Source organism: Cellulosimicrobium sp. MI9406 (assembly GCF_040595865.1).
In the GTDB taxonomy this organism is placed as follows: domain Bacteria; phylum Actinomycetota; class Actinomycetes; order Actinomycetales; family Cellulomonadaceae; genus Cellulosimicrobium; species Cellulosimicrobium funkei.
In genome coordinates this window covers 123,989-140,143 of record NZ_JALIZI010000002.1, presented here as the reverse complement: position 1 = coordinate 140,143, position 16,155 = coordinate 123,989, and the positions used below count along the sequence as shown (strand labels likewise).

Sequence of the window (16,155 nt, the reverse complement as noted above, 5' to 3'; positions counted from 1 at the left end):
CGGCGACGTCGACCGTGGCGGTGTCAGTCATCGATGTTCTCCCGCAGCGTCGCGTCCATGGTCGTCACGAACTCCTCCGGCGTGATGTTGCCCTGGACCAGCAGCGTCAGCTCCTGCTGGAGCCGGGTGTTGGTGGCCGGGTCGAGCTGGGTGTCCCAGGGCATCGCGATCTTCGGTCCGACCGTGTCCGCCTGCTCGACCGCGCGCGAGTAGAGCGGGGTCGCGTCGGCGGGGATCGTGGTCTGCACGGTCGTCGTCGGGGAGATCGCACCCGTGGCCGCGTAGATCTCGGGGTACCGCTCGAGCGCGAACTTCAGGAAGTCCCGGACCAGCGGGTCGTACGTCTGGGCGTTGACCGCCATGCCGATACCGGACGGCGTGACGTACTCGTCGTCCGTGGTGACGGCACCGTCGATCGTCGGGAGGGTGAAGTAGTCCACGTCGTCGCGCACCCCCGGGTCGAGCGCCTCGGTCGCGAGGTTGCCCAGCTCCCAGGTGCCGATGTTGTAGACGGCGGCCTTCCCCGACGTGAACAGCGCCTGGGCGTCGGCGTAGCCCGTGGAGGAGAAGCCCTCCTGGAAGCACCCGGCCTTCCCGAGCTCGGACAACCACTCGGCGGCGGCGACACCCGCAGGATCGGAGAACGACGCGTCGCCGTTCTTGAGGTCCTGGACGTACTCCGGGCCCGCCATGCGGAACGGGTAGTAGGCCATGTACCGCTCGAGCGGCCACTGGTCCTGGCCGTTGAGCGCGATCGGCGTGATGCCCTGGGCGCGCAGGTCTTGACAGAGCTGCGGGAAGTCGTCGAGGCTCGCGGGGACCGAGACGCCCGCCTCCTCGAACAGCGCGGTGTTGTACCAGAAGAACTCGAGCTGGAACTCGAACGGCACCATGTACAGCGACCCGTCGTCGAACCGCTGGTATCCCAGCGCGGCCTCGCGGTAGTCCGCGGCCAGCCCGAGGTCGTCCAGCAGGGCGTCGACGTCGATCATCCGGTCCTGGCTCGCGAGCTTCTGCGCGAAGGGCGTGGCGTCGGTGTCGAAGAGCTCGGGGAGCTTGTTCGCGGCCGCGAGGGTCTCGTACTTCTGGATGTACGACGGCCGGTCCGGCGTGGTGATGAGGTTCAACGAGAATCCGGGGTGCTCGGCCGCGTACTCGTCGGCGATCTGCTCCATCGCCGTGATCACGCCGCCGTCAGCGGGTCGCGACAGGAGCCAGGAGATCTCGCGGGTCTCGATCTCACCCTCGGGGTTGACGTCGGTCGGGTCGGCGCCGCCCGCCCCACCCGCGCAGCCGGTGAGTGCGAGGGCGGTGGTCACGGCGACGGCGAGGAGTGCTGCGTTGCGCTTCCTGATGGCCATGGTGGAAATCTCCGTTGATCGATGGGGTGTGGTGCAGCGGGTCGGGTTCGGGGGCTACGGCGCCGTGGCGAGCACGTCGTCGCCGAGGGCGGTGGTCTCGTCGAGGTCTCGCGCCGGGCCACGGTCGCCCGGGGTAGCGAGCGCGAGACGGATCAGAGTTGCGGTGCCCTCTCCGACGAAGGCCCCCACGCGGCCCTCGGGCCGGTCGTACAGGCGCGTGCTCAGCACCGTCGCGTCATCGACCGTGGCGATGCACAGGTCGCCGTCGACGATCACCTCGAGCTCGTGCAAGCCAGGGCCGAGCGCGCACGGGCGCTCGAGCTCGACGGCGAACGGCACGTCGCCGGAGATCTGCCACTGCTCGGTGCCGGTCTGCCGGCGCGGCCACCGGTCGAGGACGAGGCGCTGGCGGTGCGGTTCGAGGCGCAGCACGTACCCCTCATCGCCGTCCGCGCTCGCGCGCAGCAGCAGGCCGAGCTCCCGGGTGCCCGCGGCGACGTCGAACCGGGCGGTGAGCCGGAACGCGTGCGGCGCGTCCTCGGTCGAGAGCACGCTGACGTGCCCGTCGGGAGCGGAGAGCGTCGTCCCGGCGGCGACGACGTCCACCGGATCGACGAAAGCGTCGCGCTGCTCTCGGGTGGGGTGGAAGGCGAGGGCGCCGTCCTCGCGCTGCTCGGCCTCGAGCACGGACATCGTGCCCGCCCACTGCCACGCTCCGTCGTCGGTCGCGCCCTCGCGGGAGGCGATCCAGCCGAAGAAGAACCGGCGGCCATCGCGCTCCGCGGACTTGGCGGCGTAGTACGCGCGCCCGTCGAGCGTGTCGTGCGCCGGCACGAGCCACGGGCCGTCCAGGCTGCGGGCCATCCGGTAGCGCGTGGTGAAGGCGTCGCTGAACTCCGAGTAGACGAGGTACCACCACTCACCCCACTGGAAGACCTCGGGGCACTCGTGAGCGACGTACCGGCGCGGGTCCCAGAACGGCGCTGCCGCCTCCCACGTGGTGAGATCGCGCGAGACGCACTGGGCGATGACGCCGCGTCGACGCTCGGGCCCGTGGTCGTGCCGGGCTGTGATCAGCATGCGCCACAGCCCGGCCTCGGCGTCCCAGAGCACGAACGGGTCGCGCCAGTCCCCGGTCTCATAACCGGGCGTCGCGCCGAACGTCTCCGCCGAGCGGCTCTGCCAGGACTGCATTCCGTCGCGGCTCGTCGCGTGCATCACCACTTGGAGCGGTCGCCCGTCCGCACCGACGATCCCCGGGTTCTGCCCGGTGTAGAACGCGTGGTGGATCCCGTCGCCGTCCACGACGATGCTTCCGGTGTAGACGTTGAAGTCCGCCGCAGACGGCCCGCCCGAGGCGAGAGCCTCCCCGGCGTCGTGGAAGTCGACCAGGTCGTCGGTGACGACCCGGCGCCACGGCATGCCCTCCTTGGGCGTACGACGCGTCTCGTGCAGGTAGAAGAGGTGGAAGACACCGTCCTCCTGCCAGGGGATTACGTCCCCCACCCAGGCGTCCGTCGGCTGGTAGAACCCTCGCTGGTCCATTGCTACCCATCGTCGTGGTTAAGCGGTTGCGCACAGCATAGTTGCGCACTCCTGAGTTGGTCAACCGGTTCACCATGTCCGGTCGGACCGACCAACAACAGGAGGCGCGGTATGGCCGCCTCCGGGGAGGGTGACGTTCGTTCGGCGGGTCGAAGAGGCTGAACCCGGTTCGCAGAAAGGTGCTGCGTCGAATGGCGGCGACCAGCGGTGGGTCGTCGCGGTTGGTCTTGATAGCGCTGTCAACGTGTGCGAGGGTATGCCGCGGGAACGGCGTCGAGGCCGGTCCCGCCTCCGAGTCATCGACGACCACCGACCCACGCCGCCGTGGGACCAAGGAGAGCACCACATGCGGACAGACAGCGCTGTCAACGCTGATCGCGATCCATTCCCAGCCCGGACCGGACCGTCACGCTCTCGTCCGTCGCGTGCCGGCGGACACCGACGTCGCGCGGGCGCCGTCGTCGCCCTCGCCACCGCGGCGAGCCTCACGCTCCCGCTGGCCACGTACGCCGCGCCCGGGATCGGGGCGTCGCCCACGGCCATCGCCGGGACGGAGGCAGCGACGGGGTCCGATGCCGCCGCGGCCGCCGTCGACGGTCCGCTGGTCGACTACGTCAACCCGTTCATCGGGACCAAGGACGACGGCAACACCTACCCCGGCGCCGCCGTCCCGTTCGGCATGGTCCAGCTCTCGCCGGACAACGGGCACAACGTCGGGTACGACTACGACCGCACGTCGGTCCGCGGGTTCTCGCTCGTGCACCTGTCGGGCGTCGGCTGCGGCCTCGGCGGTCCGCTCCCGACCCTGCCGACGACGGGCGCGATCACCTCGACCGACTACGGCCAGTACGCGCTCGGCTTCTCGCACGACGACGAGGAGGCCTCGCCCGGCTACTACCGCGTGGGTCTCCAGGCGCCGGCGGGCACGATCGAGGCCGAGCTCACCGCGACCGCGCGCACGGGCGTCCAGCGCTACACGTTCCCCGCGACGGCGCAGGCCAACGTCCTGCTCAACGCCGGCCAGGCGCTCAACCGGGTCACGGAGTCCGACGTGCGCGTCGTCGACGACCGCACGGTCGAGACCCGCATCACCGTCCGCGGCTTCTGCCAGGACACCGAGCCGCAGACGATCTGGACCCGCACGACCTTCGACCGTCCGTTCGTCGCGCACGGCACGTGGGACGGCGCGACCGTCACCGCGGGCTCGGACGCCGCGTCCGGTGGCGAGGGCCGTCGCGGCGCGTACGTCACGTTCGACACGACCGGCGGCGACCTCGACGTCGAGGCCGTCACCGCGATGAGCTACGTCGGCGCGGACGGCGCCGCGGCGAACCTCGCCGCGGAGGCCGGCACGTTCGACGCCGTGCACGACGCCGCGCGCTCGGCCTGGGAGGAGCGCCTCGGGCTCGTGCAGGTCGCGCAGGGCGACCAGGACGACCTGCGCACGTTCTACTCGTCGCTCTACCGCAGCTTCCTCGCGCCGAACGTCGGTTCCGACGTCGACGGGCGCTACCGCGGCTGGGACCAGGAGGTCCACGCCGCGGAACCGGACTTCACGTACTACCAGAACTACTCGCTCTGGGACACGTACCGCACACAGCAGCAGCTCCTGTACCTGCTCGCGCCCGACGAGTCTGCCGACATGGCGCTCTCCCTCGTGCGCCAGGGCCAGCAGGGCGGCTGGCTCCCGCGCTGGGGCTACGGCACGGTCGAGACGAACATCATGACCGGAGACCCGGCGACGCCGTTCCTCGTCAGCGCGTGGCGGCAGGGCCTTCTCGCTGGCCACGAGGAGGAGGCGTACGCGGTCCTCAAGGAGAACGCCGACGGCGTCCCGCCCGCGGACTCGCCCTTCAACGGGCGCGCGGCGAACGTCGAGTACCTGCGCGACGGGTTCGTCCCGCACGAGCCCGCGCGCTCGGGCAAGCCCGGCGACTACGACCTCCAGCACGGCGCCTCCGCGACGATGGAGTACGCGCTCGCCGACGCGATGCTCTCGACGATGGCCCGCGGCCTCGGCCACGACGAGGACGCCGACCGGTACGCGGCGCGCGGCCAGAGCTACCGCAACGTGTTCGACCCGCGCACGGACAACTTCCGGGCGCGCAACGCCGACGGCTTCTTCGTGGGCGACGCGGACCCCGCGCACTCCGACGGGTTCCACGAGGGCACCGCGGTGCAGTACCAGTGGCTCGTGCCCCAGGACGTGCCCGGCCTGTTCGACCTCATGGGCGGCACCGACGCCGCGGTCGACCGTCTCGACGCGTTCTTCGCGTACGACGAGCTCGTCGCCGACCCCGCGCGCGTCGCGAGCGAGGTCTGGGTCAACGGGACGTACGACTACTACGGCTGGGAGACCTACAACCCGAACAACGAGCCGAACCTCCACGCGCCGTACGTCTACCTGTGGACGGGCGAGCCGTGGAAGACGACGGACGTCGTGCGCGCCGCGTCGACGCTCTTCACCGACGGCCCCGACGGCGTCACGGGCAACGACGACCTCGGCACGATGTCCGCGTGGCACGTGCTCTCGTCGATCGGCGTGTACCCGATCGTGCCGGGCACCGACCTGTGGGGCCTGACGACCCCGCTGTTCGACGACGTCACGATCACGCTCGACCCCGAGGTCTTCGGTCGGGACTCCCTGCACCTCACGGCGGACGGCGTCGCGCCGGACGCGCACTACACGCAGTCCGTGTCGCTTGGCGGCGAGCCGCTCGACCGCGCCTGGGTCACGGGTGCCGAGCTCACCGCCGCGGGCACGCTCGACGTCGCGGTCGGCTCCGAGCCGTCCGCCTGGGCGACCGACCCCGCGGCCTCGCCGGGCGCCGTCGTGCCGGCGGACGGCACGGTCGAGCGCCTGTTCGTCGGTGCGACGCCGCGGCAGCCGGTCCTCGCCCCGGGCGGGCAGGCCGAGGTCGCCGTCCAGGTCGTCGCGCAGGGCGCGGGGGCCTCGACCGGGACGCTCGAGGTCACGTCCGACGGCGCCGTGACGGCGACGACGGACCTCGCCGAGTGGACCGCGGAGTCCGACGGCCTGCCGGCCACGGTCGAGGGCACGGTCACGCTCGCCGCGCCCGCCGACGCCGAGCCGGGTCTGCACACCGTGCGGCTCGTCGTGCGCGACGCCGCGGGCACCGAGGCGGTGCGCGAGGTGCAGGTCGTCGTCTCGGGCGAGTCGTGGATCGCGGGTGCGTTCGACAACGTCGGCATCGGCGACGCCGGGGCAGCCAACGCGAACCTCGACGGCTCGGGCGCCTACCTCCTGCGCGACCTGCTCGCGGCCCTCGGCGCCGTCCAGGGCCTCGAGCTCACCGTGCCGGGCACGGACCTGACCTACACGCTCGGTGCCCCGCCCGCGGGCGCGCCCGACAACGTCGCCGCGAGCGGCGAGGTCATCGAGGTGCCCGAGCACCTGCGCTCGGCCCGCCACCTCTCGGTGGTCGGGACGAGCACGCACGGCACGCACGGGGGCGGCCTCGTCCTCGGGTTCGCCGACGGCACGTCGCAGACCGTCGACGTGCGCCTCAGCGACTGGTGCACGGGCTCGCCCGAGCCCGGCAACATCACGGTCGCGAAGGCGGGGGCGCGCGGCGACCGCGAGAACGTGCAGAAGGTCGGCTGCGGCCTCTACGCCACCGCGCCCGTCGCGATCCCCGACGGCAAGGTCCTGACGTCGGTCACGCTGCCGGACGACGAGCGGTTCCACGTGTTCGCGATCGCGACCGACGCGACGGGGGTCGTCCCCGCGCCGCAGGTCGAGGTCACGGCACAGGCCCGCTGCCTCGGCGGCAAGGCGTTCGTCGCGGTGCGCGCGCTCAACACCGGCGAGCAGGCCGCCGCGATCGAGCTCGCGACGCCGTACGGCTCGAAGCTCTTCGGTGACGTCGCGCCCGGGGCGAACGCGTACCAGTCGTTCGCCACCCGCGCCGCCGCCGTCGAGGCGGGCGAGGTCACGGTCACCGTGACGACGCCCGACGGCGAGCCCCAGCAGGTCACGGCCGCGTACGACGCCGTCGCCTGCTCCTGATCGACGGTGGTGCGGGGCCGTACGGTCCCGCACCACCGTCCTCCACCCGCGACCCCTGTTCCTTCGTCCGTGAGGACCCGCATGTCTCGCACACCTCTCACGCGCACCACGGTGCGGCGTGCCGTCGCGGCGGTCTCCGCCACGGCGGTCCTGGCCGCCGGCCTCTCGCTCGCGCCCGCCGTCGGGCTCGCGGGCCCGGCGCTCGCGGCCGCACCCGACCTCGTCGAGGACCCCGTCTCCTTCGTCGACCCGTTCGTCGGGACCGGCCAGGCGACGGGCGTCGTCGGGGAGATCAACAACTTCCCTGGTCCGTCGATGCCGTTCGGCATGATGCAGCTCTCGCCCGACACCCAGGTCTCCGTGGGCAACGGCGACAAGGCGTACGCGGGCTACCGCTACTCGCACCAGGCGATCCGCGGCTTCTCCATGACGCACGCGGCGGCCGGGTGCTGGATCTTCGGCGACGTCCCGATCCTCCCGGTGACGGGCGACGTCGGGCAGTACCCGTGGGACCGCAAGGAGGCGTTCAGCCACGACGCGGAGAGCGCCGAGGTCGGCCGGTACGCGGTCACGCTCCAGTCGTCGGGGATCGAGGCGGAGCTGTCGGCCGCGACCCGCTCGGGCGGGCTGACGTTCGACTACCCCGAGGGTGGTGCCGCGTCGCAGGTGATCGTCAACGCCGCGGGCTCGCTCGCGAGCGTGCGCAACGCGACGGTCGAAGTCGAGGACGCGCGCACGGTCACCGGCTCGGTGACGAGCGGCGGGTTCTGCGGCAAGAACAACACCCACACGACGTACTTCGCGATCGAGCTCGACCAGGACGCGCAGGCGTTCGGCACGTGGCAGGGCTCGACCGTCTCGCCCGGCGACCCGTCGGCCGACGGCAACGGCGCGGGCGCGTGGCTCACCTTCGCGCCCGGCGCGACCGTGCACGCGAAGGTCGGCATGTCCTACGTGAGCGTCGAGGGCGCGCGCGCCAACCTCGCGGCCGAGATCCCGGGCTTCGACTTCGACGCCGTACGCGACGCCAACCGCGCCGCGTGGGCCGACCTGCTCGGGAAGGTCCGCGTCGTGGGGCAGGACGAGGACGACCTCACGATGTTCTACACCTCGCTGTACCACTCGCTGCTGCACCCGAACACGTTCACCGACGTGGACGGGCGCTACATCGGGTTCGACGGCGCGGTCCACCAGGCCCCCGAGGGCCACGAGCGGTACGCGAACTTCTCCGACTGGGACACGTACCGGTCGCTCGGCGCGCTCCAGGCGCTGCTGGCGCCCGACCGCGCGTCGGACATGGCGCAGTCGCTCGTCGAGGTCGCCGACCAGTCCGGGTGGCTGCCGCGGTGGCCCGTCGCGAACCAGCACACGGGCCAGATGACCGGCGACTCCTCGGTGCCGCTCATCGCGAGCATGTACGCGTTCGGGGCGCGCGACTTCGACGCGGAGTCGGCGCTCGCGCACATGGTCAAGGGCGCGACGAGCGCGGCGCCCACGGAGAACGGGTACGTCCAGCGGCGCGGGATCGAGACCTACCTGGAGCGCGGCTACGCGCCGCAGACCGAGGAGTTCCGCGGCGACCACCGCGTCGTCGGCGCGTCCATCACGCTCGAGTGGTCCATCGCGGACTTCGCGATCGGGCAGCTCGCGGCCGCGCTCGGCCAGGACGACGTCGCCACCGAGTACGCCGCGCGCGGCCAGTGGTGGCAGAACGTGCACGACCCGGTGACCCGCACGGCGGGCGCCCGCAACGAAGACGGGACGTTCGTGCGGTCGCAGGGCGGCGGCGGGTTCGGTCAGGAGGGCTTCGACGAGGGCAACGCGGAGCAGTACACGTGGCTCGTGCCCCAGAACGTCGCGGCGCTCACCGAGGCGCTCGGCGGGCGCGAGGCCACCGCGGAGCGGCTCGACGCGTTCACCGCGCAGCACAACGCCGGACCCAACGAGCCGCACCTGTGGATCGGCAACGAGCCGAACTTCGGCGTCCCGTGGCTGTACGACTACGTGGGCCAGCCGTGGCGCACGAGCGAGCTCGTCGACGAGCTCACGTCGACGCTGTTCCGCCCCGAGCCGAACGGCAAGCCCGGCAACGACGACCTCGGTGCCCAGGCCGGCTGGTACGTGTGGGCCGCCATGGGCCTGTACCCGACGACGCCCGGCACGGACGTGCTCGCGCTCAACGCGCCGCGCTTCGACCGCGTCGTGGTCGACCTCGGCGAGGGCGACACCCTCGACCTGCGCGCCTCCGGCGCCTCGACCGGTGCCCGCTACATCAGCGGCGTCACCGTCGACGGCGCGGCCTGGGACGGGACCTCGCTGCCGCGCCACGTCGCGCACGAGGGCGGCGTCGTCGAGCTCGCGATGTCGACCGAGCGCGACACCACGTGGGGGACCGCGGTTGCGGACGCCCCGCCGTCGTGGCGCGACGGCGAGTCCGCCGTCGTCGCCGCGGCGGACCCGGGCCTCGTGACGGTCGCCCCCGGCGGGTCGTCTGACGCGTCGGTGGCGGTGCAGCTCTTCGGGGTCGACGCCGCGGACGTGCGCGTGGCGGTCGATGCTCCCGACGGCATCGGGGTGGGCGAGCCCGCGCTCGTCGACGACGGTTCCGGCCACCTCACCGGGACGGTCCCCGTCCAGGTGGGCGTCGGCGTCGCGTCCGGCTACCACGACGCACGCCTCGTGGTCTCGGCCGGGGACGACGACGTCGCGGTGCCGCTCACGGTCCTCGTCGCCGCGCCGGGATCGCTCGTCGCGGCCTACGACACGGTCGGGACCGCGCCCGAGGCGAACCGTGGCGTCGGGAACTTCGACGCGGCCGGCAACTCGTTCTCGCGCGAGGCGCTCGCCGACGCGGGGCTCACCCCGGGCTCGGCGCACGACGTCGACGGCCTGGAGTTCACGTGGCCCTCCTCGCCCGTGGGCCGGCCGGACTCGGTCACGCTCACGGGCGAGAGCGTGCGGTCGACGCGCCGACGAGCCGGCTCGCGTTCGTGGGCGCGGCGACCGACGGCACCCACCGTGGGACCGCGGTCGTGACGTTCGACGACGGCAGCACCGCGTCCACGACGATCGGCTTCGGTGACTGGGTGCTGCCCAGCGCGGACGGGTCGCCCGTGGAGGGCAACTCCGTCGTGGCGAAGATGAACCGGCGCAACGGCGACAAGGACAGCGCGTTCGTGTTCGCCACGGCCCCGTACACGGCCCCCGAGGGCCGGCGCGTGGTCGCCGTGACGTTCCCTAACGTCGACGACCTGCACGTGTTCGCGATCGCGACCGAGCCGGCCGCGGACGTGCACCTCGTGGACGTGACGGTCTCCCCACGCTGCCTCGCCGGGACCCCGTACGTGGCGGTGCGCGCGGCGAACGCCTCCACCGGGGCCGTCGACGTCGACCTCACCACGGGCGCGGGCTCGCGGTCCTTCACGGCCGTCGCTCCCGGCGCGAACGCCTACCAGTCGTTCGCCGCTCGCGGCGCGACCGGGGACGTCGACGTCACCGTCACGGCCACGGGGGAGGAGGGGACGCAGACGATCACGCAGACCGTCGTCGTCCCGCGCTGCTCCTGACGGACGCCGGGCCCTCACCGCCTCGCTCGGTGCGGGCCCGGCGTCGTGCTCGACCGCCGTACCGCACGACCGCAGCATGGCACGACCGCAGTACCGCAGTACCGCAGTACCGCACGGACGGTCTCATCGACCACGCCCACGCACGACCGACATCGACGAGAGGGACGACCCATGACCGGTACGACGACGTACCCGGCCCCGCGACCCCGCGACCGCCGGACCACCGCGCCGCTCGCCCTGCTGGCGGCGCTCACCACGCTCGCGCTCCTGCTCGCCGCGGCGCTCCAGGCGCCCGCGGCGCGCGCCGCGGAGGAGTTCACGCCGACCGAGGTGGTCGGCGCCGGCACCACCTGGCGCTACCTGGACGACAACACCGACCCGGCCGCGGGGAACGCGGACCGGACCGTGTGGGCGGACCCCGCGTTCGACGACTCGGCGTGGAAGACCGGCCGGCCGGGCTTCGGCGCGGTCAACGGGACCGCGAGCGGCATCGGCGGCGGCAACACCATCACCACGCTGCTCGACTACTGGATCACGCAGACCCCCAAGGTCGTCGTGCCCGCCTACTTCTTCCGCACGACCGTGACCCTCGACGCGGCCACGCTCGACGAGATCACCGGCCTGCGCGGCACGCTCGTCTACGACGACTCCGCCACCGTCTACGTCAACGGCGAGCGCGTCGCGGGCTGGGGCGACTCGATGATCACCCGGAACCTGCAGTACCAGGACAAGGCCGGTGCGACCGCGCCCCTGCGCGAGACGCTCGTCATCCCCGCCGACGCGCTCGTCCCCGGCGAGAACACGATCGCGGTCGAGATCCACCAGTGCAACGAGACGAGCTCGGACGTCTTCTTCTCCCTCGCGCTCTCCACGACCGACGACCCGTCGGTGCCGTTCCCGCAGGACGTCCTCGACCGGACCTACGCGTCCGACGCGACGCCGTTGGCCCCGGCCGGGCAGGACTGGTTCACCTGGATGCTGCGCGGGTTCGCCGACCTGCGCGCGAACCACCCCGAGATCCTCTCGTCCAACGAGCCCGGCCAGCCCACGAGCGCCAATGACCTCGGCTCGCTCGCGCGCAACACCGCGTACGTCGCCGGCGACGCGCAGGTGCAGCGCGCCCTGACCGACGGGCGCGGCTCGGCGTACGAGACCATGGCGGACGCGCTCGGCAGCGAGCTGGGGCCGATCTACCGCGACGCGCTCGCCGACGGCCGCCTCCCCAAGACGAAGGCCCTGCTGTCCTGGCGCATCGAGAAGTCGGTCGGCAACCACGAGCCCGCGAAGGCGGCGTACGACTACAAGCGTCCGTTCGTCAGGTTCGGCTTCACGTCCGCGGGCGGCCACGTCAACGCGTTCGAGACCTCCGGCAGCTACGAGGGGCTCCGCAACAACGGCTCGTTCCCCAGCGGGCACACCAACCACGGCTACGCGCAGGGCACGGTGCTCGCGACGCTCCTGCCCGAGCTCGCGCCGCAGATCCTCGCGCGCGCGTCCGAGTACGGCGACAACCGCCTCGTGCTCGGCTTCCACTACCCGCTCGACGTCATGGGCGGGCGCATGGCCGGGCAGAACATCGCGCAGCTCCGGTGGTCCGACCCCGCGTTCCGCGTGCTCCTCGAGCAGGCCCGGACCGAGCTGGTCACGGTGCTTGAGCGGGCGTGCGGTGACGAGATCGCCGTGTGCGCCGAGGACCAGGTGCCGTACCTGGCGACCGACCAGGCGCTCGCGGTCTACGACCAGCGCCTCACGTACGGGTTCCCGCGCGTCGGGGAGGCGGGTCGGGAGATCCAGGTGCCCGCGGGCGCCGAGGACCTGCTGCGCACGGCGTTCCCCGACCTCACCGGCGACCAGCGGCGGCTCGTCCTCGCGGCGACCGCGCTCGACTCGGGCTACGCGCTCGACGTCGCGGGCGAGGCCGAGTGGCAGCGCGTCGACCTCGCGGCCGCCATAGCGGCAGACGTCGTCGTGAACGCCGACGGCACGCTCACCGTGGACGGCGAGGTCGTCGGCGAGCCGACGGCGCCGCTCGTCGAGGTCGAGACGTCCGCGCGGTGCCTCGCCGGGGCGCCGTACGTCGCGGTCCGCGCCCGCAACGTGTCCGACGGCGCGCTCGCCGTCGCGCTCGTCACCGGCGCGGGGGAGAAGACCTTCGCCGCGGTAGCCGCCGGTGCGAACGCGTACCAGTCGTTCGCCGTGCGCCGCGGCGTGGAGACGGGGGCGGACGTGCCCGTGACCGTCACGGCGACCGGCCCGGGCGGCGCGACCCAGGAGGTCGCGCGGGACGTCGCCGTCCCGACGTGCGCCTGAGACGGCGGGGAAAGTGAGCATCGCGGTCCGGTGCTGCCGGACATCACCGGACCGCGATGGTTGGTCTTGGAGGTGTCAGCAGTCGTGCCCGTCGTAGGCGGCGTGCGACGTCGTGCTGACGCCCGGGTTCGGGTGGGTGGTGGTGACGGTGGCGATCCCGGCGTCGATCGCTGTGGTGCGTGCGGCGAACGACTGGTAGGCGTTCGCGCCGGGCTTGACGTGGGAGTACGTCTTGGTCCCGTGGGCCGTGCTCAGCGTGATCGACAGCGGCGTGTCTCTCGTGTTCTCGGCGCGCACGGCGAGGTAGGCCTTGCCGGCCAGGCACCGGGTGCTGGTCGTGACGGCGACGACGTCGTCCTCGTCGGTGTCGAGCCCCACGTAGGGCAGGACGACCGGTCCGGAGGTCCAGTTCATGACGGTGGCCTGGCTGGTCGAGGCGGTGATGGCGTCGAACGCGTTGCTGTCGGTGGTGTCGGTGTCGCGGGCCGGGTTCGTGTCGGTCCAGACACCGGCGCCGCCACCTCCGCGGTAGGGCCCGACGAACGTGGGGCAGCCGGTGCCCTGCCAGCACTGGGCGCTGTAGATCGGGCGCACGTTGCCGACGCCCTCGCCGTCCTCGGCGGCGCTGAACATGGAGACCTGGTAGCCCGCGGTGCGCAGGTCGACGCCGTCGAGCGCGTCGGCCGGGACCGAGCTGATGATCTTGCCGCTGGGGACGACGCTCAGCTCGGCGCCTGCGACCCGTGCGTGGTCGGCGTCGTAGGTCCCGCCGCCGAAGCGTGAGGCGTCGTTGCGTCCGTCCGCGACGACGGCGTACTGCCACGCGCCGGCAGCGGAGGTGTTCGTCCCCGGCAGCAGCGGCGTGGTGGTGTCCGAGGACCTGTCGCTGAGATAGATGTTCACCCGCTGGGTGCTCATGCCGTTGCCGCCCCAGGGGTTGCGGACCTCGCCGGCGGTGGAGACCACGAACCGGACGGTGTCGCCGTCCTCGTACACGTCGAGCCCGGTGAGGTCGAAGCTGCCCGGGTTGAACGCCCCGTCGGAGGGGTAGAGGTAGCTTCCAGGCCCGTGGTCGTCGCCGGCCGGGTCGGGGATGGTGCCGACCTTGGTACCGAAGGTGTAGATCGTGAACCGCTGGACGGTCATCAGGCCGTTGTCGGCCACGGCGGTGATGCGGACGCGGTTGGTGATCTGGTCGAGCTCGATGTCCGCGGCGAACTGTCCGTCGGCGAGCGTCGCGGGGGTGTCGGTGCCGTTGACGGTGACGGTGAGCTCGGCGGCGTCCGTGGTGCCGGCGACGTGCAGCGTGCGCGAGGAGGTCGTCGCCCCGTCCTGGAGTCCGTCGACGGTCAGGGCCGGTGCGGGGCCGGCGGGCTGGTCGTCGCTGGTGGCGTTCCAGCTGTCCCAGGTGTCGGCGTCGAAGTCGAGCCGGCCCAGCTCGGTGGACGCCCAGTTGTCGCCGGCTTTGAGGATCGGGACACCGCCGACGGTGTAGTTGTGCAGCAGCAGGCCGTTGCCGTCGGTGACCTCGTTGCCGAGGGTCACCTTGATGCCGGCCGGGTCTGCGTAGCGCTTGAGCTGGTTGACCTGCTCGGCCGCGTCGAGCTCGTTCCACGCGTCGATGTGCAGTCCGTCGATCTCGATGTTCTCGGTGTTCGACAGGGCGTAGATGCGCAGCGCGCAGTTGGTGGTGCCTTCGACGCGGGTGTCGCTGAACCGCATGTTCTTCACCGTCGTGGCGGTGTCGGCGCGGTCGGTGGCGCCCATGTCCTGCCAGTGGGAGGAGGAGTTGAAGATGCAGGTGTTGTACTTGGTGTCCTTCCAGTACATGCGGTTGTGGATGACGTCGGTGTTCGTCACCGTGACGTCCTGGATCTCCCGCGGGGTCCAGCCCCACTGGATGACGGGCCCGTTCTCGTTCTTCCAGATCACGGTGTTCTCGATCGCCACGTCGGAGTGGTACATCTTCATCACGTCGTCGTTGGCGTGGAAGAAGGTGTTCTTCATCCGCCCGCCGTCGTAGAGCTCGATCCCGTCGGTCTGCCAGTACCAGGACCCGACCTGCTTGTAGTTGTCGACGTTCATCTGGAAGTTCCCGACGCCTACCTCGTTGTCGCCCTCGTGGGCGTACACGACGAACGAGTGGTAGGGCGGCTGGTTGATGGTCACGCCCTGCAGTTCGAGGGTCTGGGGCTGGGTGGAGGACTCGAACTGGAGCATCTTCACGCAGGTGACGTGGCAGTTGTCGTTGACGTTGTGCCGGTAGCCGTTGGAGGTGTCGGCCTCGTAGACGTACTGCTCACCGGAGAGGACGCCGAGCCCGGTGACCTTGAACTGCGGCTGGGTCTCGTGCGGGAAGCGGAAGGCGCCCTTGACGTAGGCGCCGGGAGCCAGGTAGACCCACCGCACGTTCTCGGGCAGGACCGCGTGGTAGTCCGCCCCCATGTTGTAGGTGCCGGGGCCGAAGTAGACGATCTCCTGCGTGATGTCGTCCAGGTCGTTCACCAGGCCGGGCTGGGGGCGGTAAATGGTGCCGGACTGCTCGGTGGGGATGGTGCGCTCGGCCTCGGCCGCCGACGGCGTCGGGTTGGCGAAGACGAGCATGGAGTTCTGCGGCTCGGTGCTGATCGCGCGGTTGCCCTCGGCGCTGGTGGTGAGCTTCCCGCTGGTGCCGGACATGTCGTTGTAGGCGGTGATCAGCTGCGGGTCGAACTCGACGGAGAACCGGTAGCCCTCCTCGCTGAAAGGCACCTTGACGCGGACGGTGTCGCCGTCGACGAGCTGGGTCTGAAGGCCCAGGTCGGTGGGGCGGATGGTGACCTGGTCGGCGGAGGTGATCGCCTGCCCGGTCTTGAGCGTGACGTCGACCCACACGTCGGTGGAGTATTCGAAGCTCGACCAGCTCATGGTGAGGTCGGCGGCGGAGGAGAACTCGGCGCCGTCTTCCTCGGTGTACCCGATCTTGTCGTTGCCGCTGCGGGGCACACTGAGGTACACGAACGACCCGAACTGGTCCTGCGGGTCGGTGGTCGTGGCGATGGTGGCGTCGTAGAACGGGGACTGGCGGACCTGGTCGTCGGCGATCGGGTCCGTCGTGGCCGCGGCGTCCTGGTGCCACCAGGTGCGCAGGTCGTCGGTGTTCGCGGTGCGGTCCAGCGTGACCGTACCGGCGGCGCGGTTCGCCACGGCGGTGGGCGGTGCCGCGGCGGAGGGGGTGGCGACCAGGAGGCCGGCGACCAGGGCGGCGGCGGCCATGGTCGCGACCGCCAGGGGTCGTGGTGTTCGGGCAGGATGCATGAGGGTTCTTCTCCTGGGTGCGGACGGTGCAACGGTCGGGCCCGGT

The 16,155-nt window shown here is 71.8% G+C and carries 7 protein-coding genes; 4 read left to right on the top strand and 3 right to left on the bottom strand.

Going from position 1 to position 16,155, the window contains the following annotated elements; translation table 11 throughout:
- Positions 1–23: 23 nt before the first annotated feature.
- Positions 24–1,361 (bottom strand): extracellular solute-binding protein, encoded by a 1,338-nt coding sequence (locus MT994_RS03675; protein WP_354805169.1) that lies wholly within the window; start codon positions 1,359–1,361, stop codon positions 24–26.
- A gap of 54 nt (positions 1,362–1,415) precedes the next feature.
- Positions 1,416–2,906, bottom strand: a complete 1,491-nt coding sequence (locus tag MT994_RS03670) for a GH32 C-terminal domain-containing protein (protein ID WP_354805168.1) — start codon at positions 2,904–2,906, stop codon at positions 1,416–1,418.
- 346 nt (positions 2,907–3,252) lie between these two features.
- On the opposite strand from MT994_RS03670, the gene MT994_RS03665 reads away from it, so the two are divergent.
- From MT994_RS03665 to MT994_RS03650, 4 genes are all read left to right on the top strand, one after another.
- Positions 3,253–6,936, top strand: a complete 3,684-nt coding sequence (locus MT994_RS03665; protein WP_354805166.1) for a GH92 family glycosyl hydrolase — start codon at positions 3,253–3,255, stop codon at positions 6,934–6,936.
- 81 nt (positions 6,937–7,017) lie between these two features.
- Complete coding sequence (locus MT994_RS03660) at positions 7,018–9,972, top strand: GH92 family glycosyl hydrolase (RefSeq protein WP_354805165.1); 2,955 nt, start codon at positions 7,018–7,020, stop codon at positions 9,970–9,972.
- Positions 9,969–10,502 (top strand): hypothetical protein, encoded by a 534-nt coding sequence (locus tag MT994_RS03655; protein ID WP_354805164.1) that lies wholly within the window; start codon positions 9,969–9,971, stop codon positions 10,500–10,502. Before MT994_RS03660 ends, MT994_RS03655 begins: the two co-directional genes overlap by 4 nt.
- A 171-nt stretch (positions 10,503–10,673) precedes the next feature.
- Complete coding sequence (locus MT994_RS03650; RefSeq protein ID WP_257417423.1) at positions 10,674–12,812, top strand: phosphatase PAP2 family protein; 2,139 nt, start codon at positions 10,674–10,676, stop codon at positions 12,810–12,812.
- Positions 12,813–12,887: 75 nt separating this feature from the next.
- On the opposite strand, the gene MT994_RS03645 is transcribed toward MT994_RS03650, so the two are convergent.
- Positions 12,888–16,109 (bottom strand): glucodextranase DOMON-like domain-containing protein, encoded by a 3,222-nt coding sequence (locus tag MT994_RS03645; protein ID WP_354805163.1) that lies wholly within the window; start codon positions 16,107–16,109, stop codon positions 12,888–12,890.
- Positions 16,110–16,155: the final 46 nt, after the last annotated feature.